The following is a 19,513-nucleotide window of genomic DNA, read 5'->3' as shown; positions in this document are numbered from 1 at the left end:
AACTTATTCTCTTCTATTAGAGAAGTGTTTCAGGCTACTTTCCCTGAAAGCGAGTGCAAATATCGGGAGATATTTTTAAGTTCCAAAATAGAACCCGAAATATTTCAAAATATTTTATTTCACTCTTATTTTTGATCCTTTTTGAATCTTGAAACACCAACTTTTTGATGCGCTTCCCTTAATTGGGATTGCAAACATAGAGCACTTTTGTAAATTTACCAAACCAGAACTTTAAAATAATTTAGAAACTTTAGTAACCTGCTGTTATCAAGCAAAATAATTTATTTGGGTGCTTTAAAAAGAGGGACTGTACTGCATGGCTCTCCATACATGATTGATTTGGCTTTCCCTTGAATTAGGCTAACAACCCTTCCATAGGCAAACATTGGAATTGGATATTTACTACAGCCCTTAATCACAACTGGCCTATCTTTGTATTCATCTGAATCAATTTCAGCAATGGCTCTTTCAAAAAGATATTGTTCTAATGCATGTATATCACCAATTACATGTTCAATCTGATGCTTTGTCAGATAAGTACTCACTAAAATAAATGCCCAAACCGGGACTATTGCATCTTCAGTACATTGAATAGAAACGAGCTTTCCTTTATATTCCTCCCAATTCAGATCTTTGAGCGCAGCTCTAAAATCTTTCTCTCTCAAAACCAGTCCTTGAAATAAATAATCCTTTAAATCAAAAATCACCCTCTCCTCTTTTCTGTAATAAGCTTCAAGGTCTATTGTAATAATTGGGCTATTTGCTACTCTATTGATTATTTCACTCATGTCAAAAATGGATTTTTCTTTGAAGTTTGAACTCTAAATTCCTTTAAGTAGTTCGGTTCAAAATAAGCTAAATCTTCAAACTCTGACTCCAAAAACTTTTGATAAGCAATATTGCCAATAGTCTTACTTGAATTGAGATTGGGTAGAAACCGAGCGTTCTGATGACTTAGTACTTCTTTAGCTTTCTCTGCTCCGTCTCCAAGAAAATACACTAAACTCTTCTCCAAATAACTTATGTAGGGATTACTTTCTAAAACTACAGGAGCAGCTTTTTCTAGCACTGATCCATTGTAATCTGAAACAATAGCATAAACCTCCATCCGCCTGGCGTCAATCATTGGAATAATGTGATCACTTTTTTCACAAAATGGAATCACTTGACTTGCTAATGCCTCTAGTGTCGGAACACCTATCAAAGGGATGTCTAGCGCATAAGCTAACCCTTTTGCAACTGAAACACCAATTCTAAGGCCAGTGTAAGATCCAGGTCCAGAAGATACAGCTATGGCATCTAATTTCTCACTCTCAACACCTAATTGTTCCAACAAAGTTGAAATCAATCCCATAATCTTTTGGGAATGCACATTATCTAAATGAATTTCATTTATTCCTAAAAGTGTTCCTTCTTGATGAACAGCCACAGAACAGACTTTTGTCGCTGTTTCTATGGATAAGATTAATGCCATATTTCCAGCTTACTTTTTCTTTGTAGATACAGTTAGTATATTTTTTATTTCAGATGGGTTGGTAAGAATCTCTAAAGATTGTTCAATATCTGGGTCATTCTTTAAGGATGCTTCTATCACTCCTTCTTGATAATAATACCTCGAGATCAATTCATCTTCCAAAGCTTCTTTGATTTCGTCTTTAAATGTGATCAAGTCTTGTTCTTTACTATGTGTTACTTTTTTCTTTAAATCTTCAATTTGGTTTTTGATATCCTCGTAATATTTCTCTTTCTCGGCATACTTTTCCAAATCCTCTATAGATTTTTCCACAAATGTAGTGTAGTCGTACTCTTTCCCTTCTAGCCAATCGACAAACTCTTCGTAAACTTGATCTGAAACTTTAAATTCCCTAGGGCCAGCTATTTCTTTATTTTCTATAAAAAATTTGTTACCAAAATCAAATATATGATTTCTTGCTACTAGACTATATGTAATAGGCGCATAAGTTTTACTTTCAGTTTTTGTGTCTGGCTCAATGCCTGCACCATCTAATACAATTCTACCATTTTTGGTTTTAAATTCATTTCTCAAAGAATCAGGAATTGAACTTCCATTACCTGAGATGTCTTTTTTACTGTAGTCAATAGCTTGAATACACCTTCCGCTAGGAATGTAGTATTTAGCAGTAGTTACTTTAACCTGAGAATTGTAAGACAATGGAATTGATGTCTGAACAAGTCCTTTGCCAAAGGTCTTTTTCCCGATCAAAATCGCTCTATCATAATCTTGCAATGCTCCTGCAACAATTTCAGAGGCGGAAGCACTTCTTTCATTGATCAAAACTACCAAAGGAATATCTTTATCCACAGGTGATTTTGTGGTTTTATATACTGAATTCACACTTTCTAACTTTCCGATAGTTCTTACAACTTCTTTCCCCTTTGGAATAAATAGATTCACGATTTCCACTGCCTCTTTTAAAATCCCTCCAGGATTATCACGAACATCGAGAATCAATCTTGTAATTCCCTGAGACTTCAAATCTATCAGAGCCTTTCTTACATCAGCAGCTGCGTTGGTTGTGAAATCTGATAATTTGATATAACCCGTTTGATTATCAACCTTTCCATAATACGGAACATTACTTATGACTATCTTTTTCCTAACTAATTCAACTGATAAAGTATCTTCACCTCTTTTTACTTGAACTGAAACGGTTGTGTTTTCTGGGCCTTTAAGCAATGCTGAAATGTCCGCGGTTTCTTTTTCTTGAACGTTCACACTATCAACTTTCAAAAATTCATCTCCTATTCTCAAACCAGCAGACTGTGCAGGAAATCCTTTATAAGGCATCAAGACCATATTTTTCCCTGCTCGATTTCCGATCAATGCACCAACACCGCCATACTCTCCAGTAGTTAGTAGTCTAAAATCATCTGCGTTTTCTTCAGGAATATACTCTGTGTAAGGATCAAGTTCCTCGAGCATAGCATTGATCCCAATGGTAACCAATTCTTCCGCGTCAATTTCATCGACATAATAAGAGTCTAATTCTCGTACTAGAGAGGCAAAAATATCTAGGTTTTTGGCAATTGTAAAAAGCTTGTCATTCTTCAAGGTAAAAGATAACATCAATCCACTTATTAGGAGGAAAGTTACCAAACCAAGAATTGATTTATTTTTGAATTTGTTGATCATATTTTTTTAGTTTCATTAGAAAGCTGATCCAATCTAACAAGAATTTTTTGAATAGATGGTTCAATCTTCTTGAACGATGAAATGTCAGAAGAGACGTAAATTAAGGCAAGATTTTTTTTTGAATTGGTATTTGATAGCAGATGTTTGTTAAGCCTATAAGCTTCTTTGATCCTTCTTTTAATTTTGTTCCTATCAACAGCCTTCCTTATTTTTTTTTTGGAAACAGAAAAAAGTACTTGATTAGTTTCAATTGAATCTTGAGAGCGATTCAGTGAAAGCACCTTAAAAGGATATAAAAAAAAAGAGGAACCTTTATCAAAAAGTTCCTTTATTGACTTTTTAGAATGTAATCGTTCATTCTTAGAAAGTGTGTGATTCATCGCATTATCATTTACGTACTCAACATACGAAATTCATGCTGAGAATTATTTCTTAAGTGTTTTTTCAGAAGAAACAGTAAGCTTATGTCTACCTTTTGCTCTTCTTGATCTTATCACTCTTCTACCGTTTGCAGTAGACATTCTTTCTCTAAAACCGTGTTTATTTCTTCTTTTTCTACGAGAAGGCTGAAATGTTCTTTTCATGACGCTATGATTTAATATTTTTTGTGCTTTCCTGTGACCCCTTTCTAGCTTCACCCTAAAAAGGACTGCAAAGATAGATAGGTTTTTTTTATTTACAAATCAGTAGATTACTTTTGTTTGAATACTGAATACAAAGATACATGCAATATTTTATTTCAAGAAACTCAAATACTTCTCAATTCATTCAAATCAACTTGAAACTTCATTGCTTCTTCAATGAAAAAATAAATCTCCAGCTTGCAGCGTGGAGACCAGGGAGATATGAATTGGCCAATTATGCCCAAAAAATACGTGGTTTTGAAGTTTTCTTTAAAGGGAATAAAATTTCATGGACCAAGAAGACTAAGGACCTATGGCAATTCGAATCATCCGAAGAAGGAGTTTATGAAATTCATTATGAATTTTATACTAATCAAATGGATGCAGGAGGGAGTTGGTCTGATGAAAGTCAACTCTACCTTAATTTTGGAAACTTTATTTTCGAAATTTCTGGTAGAGAAAAAACGTCTGTAGAAATATCTATCGATACCCCTCAAGATTTTTTGACCGCTACAGCACTTCCTTCCAAATCTAAAAACCTGTGGTTAGCAGAATCTTATCAGCATTTGATAGATAGCCCGTTATTGGCTAGTCAAAACCCTCAGCATTATGAATACCAAGCCTCTAATACTAAATTCCATCTTTGGTTCAATGGTGAAATTCATTTTGAAGTCGAACAATTAATCGAGACTTTTTCTTCATTTACCAAATGCCAAATAGAAGCTTTTGGAGAGTTCCCAGCCGAGGATTATCATTTCATTTTTCAGTTGCTTCCGTACAAACATTATCACGGAGTAGAGCATCAGTTTTCTACTGTGATTACTTTTGGACCGGCAGAATCCTTGGCAAACCCGATACAGTTGAGAGAATTAATAGGAGTAAGTTCACATGAATTGTATCACTTTTGGAATGTTTGTAGGATCCGTCCAAAAGGCATAACACCTTACAACTTGGCAAAAGAAGTCTATCTGGATTCGGGTCTAGTGCTTGAGGGAGTAACTACATACATGGGAGACTTGGTCTTGATGCAGTCTGGTTACTTTAGCTTGGAGGAATATTGTGGTGAAATTCTCGACAAACTCCTTCAAAAAGAGTTTAACAGTTTTGGTTGGCAAAATCAAAGTATTGTAGCATCTAGTTTGGATTTGTGGTTGGATGGATACAAAATTGGAATTCCAGATAAGAAAGTAAGTATTTATAACCGTGGGGCATTGATTTCACTTTGTTTGGATTTAATGTTGATCAAAAACAGCTCTTCCTTGTCACATGTTATGAGAGAAATGTGGCTGGGGTTTGGGAAAAGAGGGATTGGATATGAATTAGCAGATTTTGAAAGACTGGTCGGCAACAAACTTGACAATGAAATGAAATTCAAAAACTTCTTCAATCAGTTTGTTTTCGGCACTGAAGATTTGCTCCCACTGCTCAAAGCACTTTTGATGGAATTTGGAGTTGAAATAACAGATACCTTTGATAAAAACGATCCTTTACTCCATGATTTTGGGATAAAAATGGTCGAAGGCAAAGTAAAGCTAATACATCCAATAAGCGATGCATACCAGAAACTAATGCTTGAAGATAGGATACTTCAGATTGGGATGAGCGACATGACCATGTCACTTGAAAATCCAGAAAAGGGGCTTCTTTTTGTAGTAGAAAGATATGGAAGAAAAGTTGATGTACAGCTTGAACCCGAAAAACTCAAAGTATATCCCAAACTCATTTCAAAAATAAAAGAAACCAATAAGCTGACCGAATTATGGGCTGGGAAAGGTCGCTGAAAAAAAAGAGGAGATTTCTGAAAACCTCCTCTTTAATAATATGTTTTTCATGATAATCCGCTTTCTTTCCTGTAGCCATTTATAATATTGTATGGATTACGATTCAATCAGCTGTAGATTGATGACTTTAGGCAGTATCGATTATTTCGCATAAAAATATGTAAAATATTTACCTACTAGTGTCATTGCGGAAAATCATAACACTTTTTATTTAAAGTCTTCGTCGGTCAATTCTCGATTGAATTCGATGGTCACGAACTTACTTTCAAGTGCGAATGGTAGCATTGGACTTTGAATAGTGACAGTTCTTGGAATCAGCACCCCTTCGATATCTTGATAATCAGTATATGTAATATCTCCAGCGACATCAGAACTTGTTTTCAATTTCAATCCTGATTTGACACTAAAGTACTCCATTGTCTTCATTCCGTTTGGAAGGTTTAAGACTATTGCGTGAGCTTCTTCACCATTTACTTCCTCAGTTCCTCTAAGTTCTAGTTCCACACCTAGTTCTTCATATTTTGTCTCTGGAAAAATGAATGTTTGAAGTGTGATCATTCCCATCATTTCTTCCGGAACAGGTTGCTCTTGCCCCATTACAGTCATGGTACATTTCCCATCTACCAAAACAGTTTTTTGCTGAACATTTCCCATAGCCGAAGTCTGCTGCTTCATTCTGCTATTTTCTGCATCAGAGATCGTCAACATTTCGATTTTTGTTCCCTGAAAATCTGCTTCAGCTTCCATATAAGCATTTCGTATCTTATCGATGTTTGCTTGCCCACCTACGGCTTTTATGTAATTTGCAATGACTGTTTGCGGATCATTCTCCAGACTCGAAACCTCAGTACTCGGATAATTTGTAAGAGGAATAGAATTTGAAACAGCACTTTGGGAAATTCCAAAGGCCAAAACAGGAACTAAAAGTGATGTGATTTTCATAAATCTTAAGTTTAAATATTGTGTAAAGTATAAAAGCTAGACTGGGAAACCAGTCTAGCAAATTGATATCAATTAAATACAGACTCTTCAATGGCAGTATTGAATGACACTTCATTGACAATCGCATCCAATGGGAAAGGAATCATAGGGGATTTGATGATCATTTTCATCGGATACATCACTCCGTCTATAGATTTGTAATCAGTGTAAAACACTTCTCCAGTCTCTTCACTCTCAGATTTGATTTTGAGGCCAGACTCTACACTATAATAATTGATGGTCGTAGAGCCCATAGGATTGGAAACAACAACTTTGTAGGCATTTTCTCCTTCCACATCCTTGATTCCATCCACTTCCAAAGTATAACCCAAAGATTCAAAATGTAACTCAGGGAATATAAACATTGTCATCTTTGCTGCTTCGAACTGTTCGTCAGTGAGTGTTTGGTTTGCTCCATTTGCTTGAACTATACCTTTACCATCTTTCAAAAGTGTATTTGACATTACATTGCCACCCATACTTACTTTGTTGGAAAATGCTTGTTTTTGCTCATCATAGTAATAATCAAAATCCAATTTCATCCCCTGAACTTCCGCAGATGATTCAATAATCGAAGTCTTAATTGATTTTACCTTTTCACTTCCTCCAATAGCTTCAATGTAGCTATCAATCACGCCGCTTGCCGTTACATCAGCATCCATGGCAACCAATCGCTCAGGCTCTCCCATATTGGTAAACATTTTCACTTCACCAAATGCCATCAAGCCTTCCTTCACTTGTGCTCCATTTCCTACTACGGTAATGTACATATTATCTGGCTGCAAGAATTTTTTGGCAGCGGCATTGACATCCTCTACCGTAAGGGCATTCAAGCGCTGTAGGTATGTCGCATAAAAATCTTTTGGCAATCCATAACGTTCAGTATTGATTGCAAAATTTGCTACAGTACTTGGACTCTCTAAAGACCTTCCAAAAGATCCACTTATGTTTGATTTTGCAGCATCCAATTCAGCTTGAGTGATACCATTATCTCTCATGTTTCTGATTTCGTAAATGATCTCATATACCGCTGAATCAGTAGCTGAACCCCTCACACTTGCATCCGCAGAAAAACTTGCAACAAGTCTATCTGAGCCGATTCCTGCATACGATCCATAAGTGAAACCTTTGTCTTCACGGAGGTTCATAAATAATCTTCCAGAACCTCCACCACCGAGTACTTGTCCTATAACCCTACTTGCCAAAAAATCTTCACTTGGCAAATGGTTTTGTACAGGATAAGTGATATTGATGACAGATTGCTGTGAAGCTGACCTATCTACCAAAGCGACTACATTTTCAGATGGTACTTCAGGCGTTTTATATTTGAAAGATGGCACATCTGCTTTTTTCCATGAGGAAAAGTGCTTCTCTACCATTTTTTTAGCTTCTGATAAACTTACATCTCCCACAATTGCCAAATAGGCAATGTTTGGTTTGAAGAAAGTATTGTAGTAGCTTTTAATATCTTCTACAGTAATATTTTCAATGGTAGCTTCTGTCTCAGTCTCACCATAAGGATGATCAGATCCGTAAACCAATTTTCCTGACAAAATACTAGAGATCGAACTAGGATCATTTTTAGCTAAAGCCAATCCTGATTTAGATTGAGTTTTCAATTTTGAAAGCTCATCCTCAGGGAATAATGGATTGTAAAGCACATCTGCCATCAATTCCAAAACTTTCTCCTGATGTTTGGTCAAGGTTGAGGCTGTCAAAGAAGTGGAAGAAGCAGAAATCCTAGCTCCGAGGAAATCGATTTCCTCATTGAACTTATCTTTTGATCTGTTTTTAGTACCTGCAGTCATCATCTCTCCTACAAAACCCAACATTCCGGCTTTATCACCTTCAAGAATTGGATCTCTGTCCAAGATCAATGAATAAGTCACTCTTGGAAGTTTGTTGTTTTGAATAACAAAAACCTTAAGCCCATTTTTCAAAGTAAATGATTCTGCGTCTCCAAATCGAATTTCTGGTGCCGGACCTGGTTCGGGAAGTTTCGATCTATCTATCTGAGCTATTGCAACAGTAGAAAAAATGGAGAAAATAAAATATATAAATAATTTTTTCATGTTTATCACAATTAAGTTTTGAACTTATTCAGTTGCATCTGTTGGTTTAGGAAGATATTTCAACACTACTCTGCTGTCTTTATCAAGATACTTTTGAGCAACTCTTTTGACATCCTCCGCTGTTACTTTTCTGAATAAATCCAGTTGGGTATTGACATAATCGGCATTGCCATAAAACACGTGACCTTGAGCTAATGACTGTGAAATGTTTGCTACAGATCCAAACCCATTGATAATTTGATTTTCTTTGATATTTATCAATTTTTGCAAGTCATTTTTATCGATACCGTTGGTTTTGACTTGATCCAACACTTCGTCGATAGCGACATTCAAATCATCCACATCTACTCCCATATTTGCGATAGCAAGTACAAGAAACATACCCCCGTCTTCCAAATCATTTGGGAAAGCAACTGCTTGAATCGCTTTTTGGCTTTTGTCTACCAATTCTTTGTACATCAGAGAACTCTTTCCTGACAACAAGTAAGTACTAAGTAAGTCCAAAGCATATGTATCAGGATGATCTTTTTTAGGCATTAGGTAGCCTTGGAAAATCGCTGGCAACTGGATGTTGTCATACACTACATCTTCTATTTCGTTGCTTAACTTCTGAATCTCAATATTAGGTCTGTAAGGTTCGATTGTTCCTTTTGGGATTTCTTCGAAATATGCTCTTACTAATCTCTCAGTTTCTGCATAATCAATGTCACCAGCTATAGAAAGTGTGGCATTGTTTGGCTTGTAATAAGTCGCATAAAACTCCATGAATTCCTCCAGTTTGGACGCTTCCAAATGTTCAGCAGAACCAATGATTGGGGATTTGTACGGATGGTTTGGATATAATCTAACTGGAATTTCTTTTTGAAAAGAGCCATATGGCCTCTCTTCCATTACCTCTTTCATCTCTTGCTTGATAACCTCTCTTTGGGTATCGACACCAACCTGATCTACTTTAGCTTGAAGCATTCTTTCAGACTCGAGATAAAGTGAGAGCTCTAATTGATTAGATGGAAGGATTTCGTAATAGATTGTATAATCTTGGCTAGTACCTGCGTTTAGAGTACCTCCAGCAGACTCTACAATTTCGAAAAACTTACCCCTTGGGATATTTTCTGAACCTTCAAACATCAAATGCTCAAAGAAATGTGCGAAACCAGTTCTTTCTGGGTTTTCATTTTTGGAACCTACATGATATAATACTGATGTAGCTACAATAGGTGTTGTATTATCCTGATGAAGGATAACATGCAACCCATTATCCAATGTGAATTCTTTGAATTCGATTTTGTTTTGACCAAAAACCGAAAACACGAAGCACACACCGAAAAGTGATAACAAAGCGGATTTTCTCATATAATATATAATTAATAATTAATTTGTGATTGCTTTAGATACAATAACCATACTCGATAAATTGTTTGAGTGGAAAGAATAAATTTTAATTAGCCTAAAATCTGTTTTAAAAGGACTTGAAAGTTAATGCCTGGTGATAACATTACCAATATTTAAATCGAACAATTCTTACTTTTTTAATTTTTGACCGAATATGGACATCTCTTTTGGGTGTGTTGTTCGAAATCGGTCACGTCAAATCTTTACAATCCTTCTGAATAAATATACATAAAGAGAGTTTGTATATCTTTCTTAATTGATTTGGGGTAAACTGTATTATTGTCCAAATGAGTAGTCCTAACATCTAGTTCGACCAAAACATCTTTTTCAGCAAGATCATAAAGTATGTAGTTAGTATGAATCCAATAATCAGGGTAAGTCCATAATGAGCTTCCAACCACAGAGCTGTTTTGATTGGATTCATTGTATAGCATTGTTGCCCCTAGCTTACTTAATCGAGCATATTTCTTATTTACAATTTCCAAATCAAGTAAATACCGCACCCCTAATTCTGCATACAACTTTTCTCTGTTTCTTTCAGTTGTAAAATCTCTTATCCCTACTGATTTCAATTCGATTTCGTGATAATCAGTATCCCAAACCTCTCTAAAGCCATAGCTTTTCAATTCCTGAGGAAGGGTTTCCAGAAATGTCCTATAATCCTTTTGGGAAAAACCTGCTGGTAAATTGACCAAAATAATCTCCCCTCTATCAAGAGGTGGAAGCCAGGAATTAACATGGATCTGTTGCACTATCTGTTGAACAGGTTTTCCACAAGCAAACAAAAGGAGAATAAGTAAATAAGTAAAGTATCTCATGTTCAATAAGCTTTCAAAAGTTGAAAGAAAAACCTCTGACCGATTAAGATAGTTTATTTTAATTCAATATCAAAAAGCAAAATTCCAATTAGGAACATATTGTATATATTCCTCAACAGGAGAAGTATACCTATCTAAATCCAACATGTATTGGTGAACCTCTTTAAAAACTTTTATTCCTTCTCCATCTACTTTTCCACCACAGCTAAAAGAAAGCAGGCAAATAAAAAAAATAACTTTCCTCATACTACAAAACTAAGTTTTTTTTCAAAAATACAATTTAAAGATTTTTTACTATAAATCTTGTTTCTTTAACCATTCATCTTTCTCAAAAATCACACTAATTGGTTTATCAAGAATAATCCCTATTTTTTTGTTCAGCCCTAAAGAGTCAATGTGAAAAATATCATGGGAAATAGCGACCTTAAAACGCTCTTTCAGGATAGCTTTATTCCTCGGATCCATCACTATGTAATGTGTTTCTAAACTACCTCTTTCAATGTCAAGATAGACCTCCTCCTTGCATGCCGAACAGGAATAATCCGACACCAAGACATAACTTAATCCTTCCTGCAATTCAGAAGATGTAATGGATTCTATATAATCTAAGATCGGATCCTTTTTGCTTTTCCGAGAACTGCATCCCAGAAGAAACATAAAAACTAAAGTAGACAAAACACAACACCTCATTCTACCAAAAAAGTCTTGAAGTATAACTTATCCTCATTATTCAAATCCACATAGGTGATGTTCAACCCCTTCTCGTTAACAAAACATCTGTCAAGATAAACACCATCTTCTGATTGCTCCAAACGCATTTCAGCTATTTTTTCATAATTGCTATCAAATGCCATAACAATCATATTTCTTGGCTCATGCAATGGATCTTTTGTATAGGTATCTCCATAATTTGGATTCGGCTCTAAGGCTATTCTATAAATCAAATCCCGATGCTCATCGTACAAAACAGATCCAAAAACAAATTGCTCATTGTAATGTGTCATATACACAGGATCATTGAAAACAGCATTTACAGGTATTGCCTTTATCTCCTTGAACTTTTCTGGTTTGGCTGAAAAGGAGGCTATTCTCTCAAACTTATCATTTTCAACATACAATTCTTCGTCAGCAGCATAACTTAAAAAGTACTGCTCTTTTCTTTCTGAGTAATCCGTATAAATATAAGAGTGCAACACGCCCCAAGCCTTACCATGCATCTTTTCAGGATAACCTTTCACTCTGCTAATTTCTCCTGTCTCTAGTTCTACATTTATCAGCAAACAGTCCGCATAAAACTTTTTTGGGTCATAAGAACTTATATCTGGTGAAGCTGTTAAGATAAATTTATCAGGAAATTTTTTAAATATTTTATTATGATTAAACATAGGTAAAAAGGTTTTACCTGACAAAGGAATCCCTGAAACAGGATCTACTTTAGTCCCTGGATCCAAAAATTCAAATGTCTTGATCAAATCAAAGTGCTGATTGACTAGGTGGGCTCTGTAATGATACCTTCTATTCATGAAAATATTATTTTCGTCATGAATATGAAAATCATAAGTGTTTGGATAAGCTTTTGGACCTTCGTGAGAATACTTTAATGTTTCCAGCAATTCGTTGGTTGTAAAGTCGTACAGCTTAATTTCAAACATACCTCGTACATGAATTGCAAATACTTCCTTACCTTTCCAATTAGGAACATATTGTATATATTCCTCAACAGGAGAAGTATATCTATCCAAGTTCAAGACATATTCATGAATTTCTTTAAATACTCTTGAGTTACCATTCCCTATTTTTCCACCACAGCTAAAGGAGATCAGACAAAATAACACCAAAATTCTTTTCATAAAATCAAAACAGATTGTAAAAATTTAACTTAAAAAAAAAGATAGCCACGATGAATAAAAACATTTTTTAGTTAGAAAAACATCGTGGCCAATAAACTGATTAATCTGTCGTAACACAGCAATAGGTTGGCATACAAGTACCGATAGGCTCACCACATGTATTATCTCTGTACTGGTTACCTAAAGTGGCTTCTAACTCCAACTCCACAAAAGTCTCTTCTGTAACCTCTATTGGTTCTGAAGAAATGAAACCCGTCGAAAATACCATCGCTGTAGCTCCCGCTACTGCCATGATTGCATTTGGAAATCTGAATTTTGAGTTTTTCATATGTTTATAATTTAAAAGTTGTTTTTCAAAAAAAAAACAATTTTAAAAAGCAAGTAAACTCATTAAAAAAATGAAAAAAAATATCAAAAAATTGATTTCTGAAGATCAATTAAAAGCAATCGAGAAATCTATCATTGACATTATCTTAGACTTAGACCACCCCAATATCAATCCCATAGAAAAACTCCAACTCAACACTAGTGAAATTGAAGCTTTTTCAATTACTCCTTTCTGCAATCTTACATCGCTAAATGAGTTCATTGACAAGTATCCTGTATCATTGGAAATGGTCAATGTCCTAATTATGGATACATTGACAGGGCTCTCTTACTTACATAGCAAAAAACTGGTGCACTCTGACTTAAAGCTCTCCAATATCCTGATGCATAAGGTTGGTAAAAAAATCACATTTAAACTAGGTGACTTGCTGACTCTAAAAAGAGAAAATACCGTATTAAAAATCAAAGGGGGGTTTTATACTCCGGAGATCATAGCTCCCGAAGTCTATGAATCAGGAATGGTCACTTCCAAAATGGATATTTGGTCTTTTGGAGTACTACTTTATATTTTGTTTACAAAAAAATACCCTTTTGGAGACAGAAGAAACATTCCTGTTTCAAAAATCAAAGAGAACATCAAATCCAAATGCATCATCGGTACACCTTTGGTTTCGGTCATGGAGCCTTACAATCATTTCATAGAACTCTGTCTAAGCAAAAAACCGAGCGAAAGACCCACTGCTAAAGACCTCTTGAAAATGATAGAACAATAATCAGGTTACCTTATATTTTAGATATATAATTTTTGAAACATTTCAACCTACTCCCATACCAGCTAAAAATCTCTCCGTCAACCAACTGGATGGTAGAATCTGGCAGTATTGCCGAAAATTCATCCAGATGTTTTTGTTTGAATGGGTATGGTTCTGAACTTAGAAGCAAAAAATCCGGATTCATTTCGGTGAGTTCTTTCAACGAAAGCTCTGGATATCGACTTTCCCTTACCAAATTCTCGTAACCTGCCCGATCAAGCATATCGTCTATAAAAGTATTCTTACCTGCTACCATGATCGGATCTTTCCAAATCAGGTATACTGATGTCTCCTTTTTCTTGGGAACATAATCCATATCCTTTTGAATCATATCAACCAATTGCTGTGCTGCTTCAGACCTTCCTGTGATTTCTCCAATCCCAAGATCTCCATTGCATCGCTTAGATCGAAGATATCACTCATCCATACAGGATACTTTTCCGCAAGCTTCTCTATTCCCTCCTGATAGTTCTCTTCCTTGTTGCCAATGATCAAATCAGGCTCGAGCTGATCAATTTTATCGAAATGAAAATTCTTTGTTCCCCCAATGATTTGCTTTTTCTCTTTGAATCCTTCAGGGTGAACACAAAACTTGGTCACCCCTACTATCCTATCCCCTAAACCAAGATCTACCAAAAGCTCAGTCTGTGAAGGAACCAATGAAATAATTCTCTTCGGGCTTTCGGCGATTGTTACTTTTCTTTTGAGTTGGTCGGTGTAGATGGGCATTTTAATTGGATTGGAAGATTTGAAGGTTACAAGGTTGGAAGGTTTTAAGGTTAAACATGGCTTGTGTCTCCACAAGCCATTTGACAAAATCAGCATTCTATGCAGACTTAGGGTAGAAGGTCTGTGAAGACACAGACCTTGGGGTGGGATTGTATAATTGGAAGATTGAATTACTAAAAGAACTTGTCTGCCTACTTTCCCACTTAATTAACTATTTATCCTAATTAACCTATAACTAAATCCACTAAACCACATATCTAAAATCAAACTTTGGATCAAAGTCTTCGAGGAAACCTTTGATCAATTGGATGACTTGTTGGATGTCTTCTTTGCTGGCAGTCTCCACCGTTGTGTGCATATATTTCAATGGCAGTGAAATCAAGGCTGATGGCACTCCTTCATTGGAATAAGCAAATGCATCGGTGTCTGTCCCGGTAGCTCTTGAAGCTGCGGAACGCTGGAAATTTATTTCTCTTTTTTTAGCAGAATCAATAATTAAATCCAATAATTTCTTGTGAACAGATGCTCCATAAGTTAATACAGGTCCCTTGCCTGCCACCAAATCTCCGGAAGTGATTTTGTTGTACATAGGCGCCGTAGTATCATGACACACATCGGTGATTATCGCTACTTGAGGTTTGATTCTCGCAGCAATCATCCCTGCTCCTCGCAGTCCGATTTCTTCCTGAACAGCATTCACGATATATAATCCGAAAGGTAATTTGACTTTTGATTCATGAAGTAACCTTGCTACTTCAGCAATCATAAATCCTCCCACTCTATTATCTAAAGCTCTTCCACTGTAGAATTTATCGTTCAATTCTGTCAACTCATCCTGAAATGTGATCACACAGCCCACATGAATTCCCATTTTTTCAACTTCCTCTTTGGTCCTTGCTCCGACATCGATAAAGATATTGTCCAATGTTGGCGCATCTTCTTTCCCATCTTTCCTCACATGAATCGCCGGCCAACCAAATACTCCTGGAATGACTTTTTCATCTGTGTGAATGTTGACACGCATAGAAGGTGCAATCATGTGATCGGAACCACCATTTCTTCTGACATAAATGTAGCCTTCTGGTGTAATGTAATTGACAAACCAGCTGATTTCATCTGCATGGGCTTCAATTACTACTTTAAATTCCGCATCAGGATTAATCACCCCTACAGCCGTTCCATAATTGTCTGTAAAATGGGTGTCCACAAAAGGCTTGATATAATCTAGCCAAACCTGCTGACCCGACGCTTCAAAGCCTGTTGGACTTGCTGTATTGAGGTATTTGTAAATGAATATTTCTGATTTTGACATCCTGTATTGGTTATTTGATTGATAAGTTGAATTTGTGTATTCAGTTGATTAATTAAATTGGTAATAAGTTAATTGGGTAATTAAGTTATTGGTTGAAATGGTGAATTTGGTAACTTGGGAATGGTTAAGTAAGATATTGATCTATTTGGTTGCTCTTACATCGTTACAAGAAACTAAGAGATAGAAACTTTTTAAATGAAAAGAATTCCATTTTTAAATTAAGAACAATATCTTAATTACATTTCAAACCTTTTAAAGCTCTTCCGTAATCATTTTGGTGGTGCAGTACCAGACTTTACTTTTATTAAATAGCTAATGTATCCATTCAACAATCTTAGACATTCCCCATGAAGGTTTCTAAACCCTAACAAATCCTCATTAGATATATAACCTTCATCATTTGCAATGATCATATGGTCTAAGGTTTCCTCAAGAGAACCGCGAGCAATTCTACAAAACTGTATGTTTTCCTGAAAAAAGAACCTTCCATAACCTTCTGCTATATTATTGGTAATTGACCTGGAGGATCTAATTACTTGCTTTTCTAGAACATATTTTTCCTCATTTGGGAATTTTTGTACTAGCTTTTTAACAAACATTCGTAGATCTCTACTCTTTTTCCATACCTCTAAATCCTCAAAAGTCTGAAATCCCATTCTCTTAAAATTTAATGGTTTTGCAATTAGACAGCTAAGTTATCAAACAGATTATTGATTTTTTGGAATTGAATCTAATTGAAAGAAAATCAAATATCTTGACCTTGCATTGCAACAGCTTTTATGAAATATCTTAATACAAATAACTTTTTTTCAACAACTCAAGTTCTTTCAGCTAATCAACACCTTTGACCGATAACTAATTCAACTAATATCCAAGTAACTATTTAACCAATCAATCAATAACCAATCGACTACAAAGGCATATTCCCATGCTTTTTTCTTGGGAGTTTGTCAACCTTGTTTTCTAGCATTTTGAATCCACGAATGAGTTTGTCTCTGGTTTCTGATGGGATGATGACTTCATCTATAAAGCCTCTGTGTGCTGCTCTGTATGGGTTTGCGAATTTGGCTGTGTAATCGTCAATCTTTTCTTGAAGCTTTTCTTCAGGATTTTCTGCATCGGCAATTTCTCTTTTGAAAATAATCTCTGCTGCTCCTTTTGCTCCCATCACGGCAATCTCAGCTGTTGGCCAAGCGAAATTCAAATCAGCACCGATATGCTTGGAGTTCATTACATCATAAGCGCCGCCATAAGCTTTTCGCGTAATCACTGTAATTCTAGGAACTGTCGCTTCGGAGAATGCATAGAGTAACTTCGCTCCGTTGGTAATAATTCCATTCCACTCCTGATCTGTTCCTGGCAAAAATCCTGGCACGTCCACCAAAACCAATAAAGGAACATTGAAAGAATCACAGAATCTAACAAATCTTGCAGCTTTGACGGAAGCATCATTATCCAAAACACCCGCCATAGACTGAGGCTGATTACCGACTATTCCGATACTTCGGCCAGCTAATCTTGCAAAACCAACCACGATATTATCAGCAAAATTTTTATGAACTTCTAAAAATGAACTTTCATCAACTATCCCTTCAACAACTTCTCTGATATCATAAGGATGGTTTGCATTATCAGGAATGATGTCATTCAAGACAGACCTTGATTCATCCTCTTTCAAATCATACGCATAGACAGGGGCTTCATCTTCACAGTTTTGAGGAATATAGCTCAAGAGTTGTTTGAGGTGATTGATACATTCAAGTTCGTTGGCACATGATAAATGGGTAACACCACTTTTTGTACTGTGTGTACTTGCACCGCCTAGCTCTTCAGCTGTAACGGTTTCTTGAGTCACTGTTTTGACCACATTTGGTCCTGTGACAAACATGTATGAAGTGTTCTCAACCATCAAAATAAAATCTGTGATGGCCGGTGAATAAACTGCTCCTCCCGCAGATGGACCCATAATGGCTGATAATTGAGGAACTACACCGGAGGCTAAAGTATTTCTGTAAAAAATATCAGCATATCCGCCAAGTGATACAACACCTTCTTGAATTCTCGCACCACCAGAATCATTCAATCCGATAATAGGAGCGCCATTTTTCATGGCCATATCCATCACTTTGCAAATTTTCTCCGCATGGGTTTCAGAAAGTGATCCTCCAAAAACAGTAAAATCCTGAGAATATACATAAGTCAAGCGGCCATTGATTTCACCATAACCTGTGACCACGCCATCTCCTAAATAATGCTCCTTGTCCAAACCAAAATCCTTGGCTCTATGCATGACAAACTTATCGATCTCTTGGAAAGAACCTTCATCCATCAATAAATGAATTCTTTCTCGTGCGGTGAGTTTACCTTTTTTATGTTGTGCAGCAATTCTAGCTTCTCCTCCACCTAAAAGTGCTTCTTCGTTTTTCTTCTTGAGTAAATCTATTTTATCCTTATTCGTGGGATGTGTATAAATACCTTTGGTTTGGCTATTCATGTTAGTTTAAAGTTAATTTGGTTGTTTCAAATATACGGAGCACAGCATTAGTGCAAAAACATTTCTGAAATTAGGTGAAATAAAATCAAAGTTAACATCCTGTTATTTTTTCGGCTTCCTTGAATAATAAGTCTTTATAAAACCTGAGCAAGTCCTTCGCTTTTAAATAAAACTTCTATATTCGCACAAATTAATTTTGGCCGGTATGACCCCTAGAAAAGCAGCGATTATTGACATGGGCACCAATACATTTCATTTGTTATTGGTGGAATTGAACGCAGCTAATTTTACTACCATCTATAAGGAAAAAGCAGCTGTAAAGATCGGTCAAGGTGGAATTAGTAAAAACACCATCACTGAGGATGCAAAGAAAAGGGCTTTTCATACACTACAGCATTTTAGAAATTATATCGATGGAGAGGGAATTGTAGAAATCTTTGCTTTTGCTACGAGTGCAGTGAGAAATGCGGATAATGGGAGTGATTTTGTCCAAGAAATCAAAGAGAAATTCAACATCAATGTAAATGTCATCGATGGATTTCAAGAAGCTCAGCTGATTTATGAGGGAATAAGATTCAGTGGTTCTTTGAATGATGAAAATCATCTGATGATGGACATTGGAGGAGGATCGGTTGAATTTATTATCGGAAATAATCATGAAGCACTTTGGAAACAAAGTTTCGAAATCGGTGGTCAGCGCTTGTTGGATCTTTTTCATTACCATGACCCGATTCTTGAAGTGGAAAAAGATAATCTCACGCAATTTTTAGAAGAAAAACTCCCTGACCTAATCACTGCACTGAACACTTATTCACCAAGCAAACTTGTGGGTGCTTCGGGTACATTTGACACACTGAGTGACATGTATTATGCTTCCCATGATTTGAAAAAAGGAAAATCTGAACAAACTTTCCTACTTCCTAGAGCTGGATTCGAAGTGATTGCTGAGCAATTGCTCACCTTGAACAAAGCCGAAAGGCTCAAAATACCGGGAATGATTCCCATGCGTGTAGACATGATTGTCGTGGCTTCATGTTTGATTTCCTACATTCTCAAATATATCAACACAGACATGCTTATCTGCTCAAGCTTTGCTTTGAAAGAAGGCGTTATTTCCCAATTGATTGGAAATAATTCCTTAGCAGATGCATCAATAAATTAGATCAAA

The 19,513-nt window shown here is 36.0% G+C and carries 21 protein-coding genes; 3 read left to right on the top strand and 18 right to left on the bottom strand.

Translation table 11 applies throughout. The features are described from left to right. Nucleotides 1–281: 281 nt before the first annotated feature. The 5 genes from BELBA_RS08880 to rpmH are packed head-to-tail and all read right to left on the bottom strand — an operon-like array spanning nucleotide 282 to nucleotide 3,738. Nucleotides 282–788, bottom strand: a complete 507-nt coding sequence (locus BELBA_RS08880; protein WP_014772388.1) for a DUF2480 family protein — start codon at nucleotides 786–788, stop codon at nucleotides 282–284. Next, nucleotides 785–1,474: a tRNA (adenosine(37)-N6)-threonylcarbamoyltransferase complex dimerization subunit type 1 TsaB gene (tsaB, locus tag BELBA_RS08875; RefSeq protein WP_014772387.1), complete on the bottom strand. Its 690-nt coding sequence runs from the start codon at nucleotides 1,472–1,474 to the stop codon at nucleotides 785–787. Before tsaB ends, BELBA_RS08880 begins: the two co-directional genes overlap by 4 nt. Nucleotides 1,475–1,483: 9 nt before the next feature. After that, nucleotides 1,484–3,154 (bottom strand): S41 family peptidase, encoded by a 1,671-nt coding sequence (locus tag BELBA_RS08870; RefSeq protein WP_014772386.1) that lies wholly within the window; start codon nucleotides 3,152–3,154, stop codon nucleotides 1,484–1,486. Next, complete coding sequence (gene rnpA / locus BELBA_RS08865) at nucleotides 3,151–3,534, bottom strand: ribonuclease P protein component (RefSeq protein WP_014772385.1); 384 nt, start codon at nucleotides 3,532–3,534, stop codon at nucleotides 3,151–3,153. The genes BELBA_RS08870 and rnpA overlap by 4 nt, the downstream gene beginning before the upstream one ends. A gap of 45 nt (nucleotides 3,535–3,579) precedes the next feature. After that, the gene (gene rpmH / locus BELBA_RS08860) at nucleotides 3,580–3,738 is read right to left on the bottom strand and encodes a 50S ribosomal protein L34 (RefSeq protein WP_014772384.1); all 159 of its coding nucleotides are present in this window, start codon (nucleotides 3,736–3,738) and stop codon (nucleotides 3,580–3,582) included. Nucleotides 3,739–3,878: 140 nt separating this feature from the next. Here rpmH and BELBA_RS08855 point away from each other — a divergent pair, with 140 nt between their 5' ends. Next, the gene (locus tag BELBA_RS08855; protein ID WP_014772383.1) at nucleotides 3,879–5,558 is read left to right on the top strand and encodes a M61 family metallopeptidase; all 1,680 of its coding nucleotides are present in this window, start codon (nucleotides 3,879–3,881) and stop codon (nucleotides 5,556–5,558) included. Between the two features lie 207 nt (nucleotides 5,559–5,765). Here BELBA_RS08855 and BELBA_RS08850 read toward each other — a convergent pair whose 3' ends face one another. The 8 genes from BELBA_RS08850 to BELBA_RS08820 all read right to left on the bottom strand — a co-directional run bounded on the left by BELBA_RS08850 (nucleotide 5,766) and on the right by BELBA_RS08820 (nucleotide 12,999). Continuing rightward, entirely contained in the window at nucleotides 5,766–6,500 is a 735-nt protein-coding gene (locus tag BELBA_RS08850) for a LolA-like protein (protein WP_014772382.1), read from the bottom strand. Nucleotides 6,501–6,568: 68 nt separating this feature from the next. Further along, on the bottom strand, nucleotides 6,569–8,611 hold the full coding sequence (locus BELBA_RS08845; protein WP_014772381.1) for a M16 family metallopeptidase: 2,043 nt from the start codon (nucleotides 8,609–8,611) through the stop codon (nucleotides 6,569–6,571). 24 nt (nucleotides 8,612–8,635) lie between these two features. After that, nucleotides 8,636–9,964, bottom strand: coding sequence for a M16 family metallopeptidase (locus BELBA_RS08840; RefSeq protein WP_014772380.1), 1,329 nt, complete (start codon nucleotides 9,962–9,964; stop codon nucleotides 8,636–8,638). A gap of 242 nt (nucleotides 9,965–10,206) precedes the next feature. Next, a complete protein-coding gene (locus BELBA_RS08835) occupies nucleotides 10,207–10,821 on the bottom strand; it encodes a hypothetical protein (RefSeq protein WP_014772379.1) in 615 nt (204 codons plus the stop codon). Between the two features lie 69 nt (nucleotides 10,822–10,890). After that, a complete protein-coding gene (locus BELBA_RS19655) occupies nucleotides 10,891–11,067 on the bottom strand; it encodes a hypothetical protein (protein WP_014772378.1) in 177 nt (58 codons plus the stop codon). Nucleotides 11,068–11,115: 48 nt separating this feature from the next. Continuing rightward, nucleotides 11,116–11,478 (bottom strand): hypothetical protein, encoded by a 363-nt coding sequence (locus BELBA_RS08830; protein ID WP_157466075.1) that lies wholly within the window; start codon nucleotides 11,476–11,478, stop codon nucleotides 11,116–11,118. Between the two features lie 29 nt (nucleotides 11,479–11,507). Continuing rightward, complete coding sequence (locus tag BELBA_RS08825) at nucleotides 11,508–12,671, bottom strand: DUF4221 family protein (protein WP_014772376.1); 1,164 nt, start codon at nucleotides 12,669–12,671, stop codon at nucleotides 11,508–11,510. Between the two features lie 100 nt (nucleotides 12,672–12,771). Beyond that, on the bottom strand, nucleotides 12,772–12,999 hold the full coding sequence (locus tag BELBA_RS08820; protein ID WP_014772375.1) for a hypothetical protein: 228 nt from the start codon (nucleotides 12,997–12,999) through the stop codon (nucleotides 12,772–12,774). Between the two features lie 70 nt (nucleotides 13,000–13,069). Between BELBA_RS08820 and BELBA_RS08815 the strand changes: the two genes are divergently transcribed. Beyond that, nucleotides 13,070–13,771 (top strand): protein kinase domain-containing protein, encoded by a 702-nt coding sequence (locus BELBA_RS08815; RefSeq protein WP_014772374.1) that lies wholly within the window; start codon nucleotides 13,070–13,072, stop codon nucleotides 13,769–13,771. 10 nt (nucleotides 13,772–13,781) lie between these two features. Here the strand turns inward: BELBA_RS08815 and BELBA_RS20415 are convergent, their stop codons facing one another. From BELBA_RS20415 to BELBA_RS08795, 5 genes are all read right to left on the bottom strand, one after another. Beyond that, nucleotides 13,782–14,141 carry a helical backbone metal receptor gene (locus BELBA_RS20415; RefSeq protein WP_342626402.1) on the bottom strand — a complete coding sequence of 120 codons (360 nt, stop codon included), beginning with the start codon at nucleotides 14,139–14,141 and terminating at the stop codon, nucleotides 13,782–13,784. Further along, nucleotides 14,138–14,539, bottom strand: a complete 402-nt coding sequence (locus BELBA_RS20410) for a helical backbone metal receptor (protein ID WP_342626401.1) — start codon at nucleotides 14,537–14,539, stop codon at nucleotides 14,138–14,140. The genes BELBA_RS20415 and BELBA_RS20410 overlap by 4 nt, the downstream gene beginning before the upstream one ends. 244 nt (nucleotides 14,540–14,783) lie before the next feature. Further along, complete coding sequence (locus BELBA_RS08805; protein WP_014772373.1) at nucleotides 14,784–15,851, bottom strand: M42 family metallopeptidase; 1,068 nt, start codon at nucleotides 15,849–15,851, stop codon at nucleotides 14,784–14,786. A gap of 269 nt (nucleotides 15,852–16,120) precedes the next feature. Beyond that, the gene (locus BELBA_RS08800; protein ID WP_014772372.1) at nucleotides 16,121–16,507 is read right to left on the bottom strand and encodes a four helix bundle protein; all 387 of its coding nucleotides are present in this window, start codon (nucleotides 16,505–16,507) and stop codon (nucleotides 16,121–16,123) included. Between the two features lie 254 nt (nucleotides 16,508–16,761). After that, nucleotides 16,762–18,345 (bottom strand): acyl-CoA carboxylase subunit beta, encoded by a 1,584-nt coding sequence (locus BELBA_RS08795; protein WP_014772371.1) that lies wholly within the window; start codon nucleotides 18,343–18,345, stop codon nucleotides 16,762–16,764. Between the two features lie 205 nt (nucleotides 18,346–18,550). On the opposite strand from BELBA_RS08795, the gene BELBA_RS08790 reads away from it, so the two are divergent. Then, on the top strand, nucleotides 18,551–19,507 hold the full coding sequence (locus BELBA_RS08790) for a Ppx/GppA phosphatase family protein (protein ID WP_014772370.1): 957 nt from the start codon (nucleotides 18,551–18,553) through the stop codon (nucleotides 19,505–19,507). Nucleotides 19,508–19,513: the final 6 nt, after the last annotated feature.

Source organism: Belliella baltica DSM 15883 (assembly GCF_000265405.1).
Lineage (GTDB): Bacteria > Bacteroidota > Bacteroidia > Cytophagales > Cyclobacteriaceae > Belliella > Belliella baltica.
The sequence above is the reverse complement of the archived record's forward strand: the minus strand, read 5'-3'. Positions and strand labels throughout refer to the sequence as shown.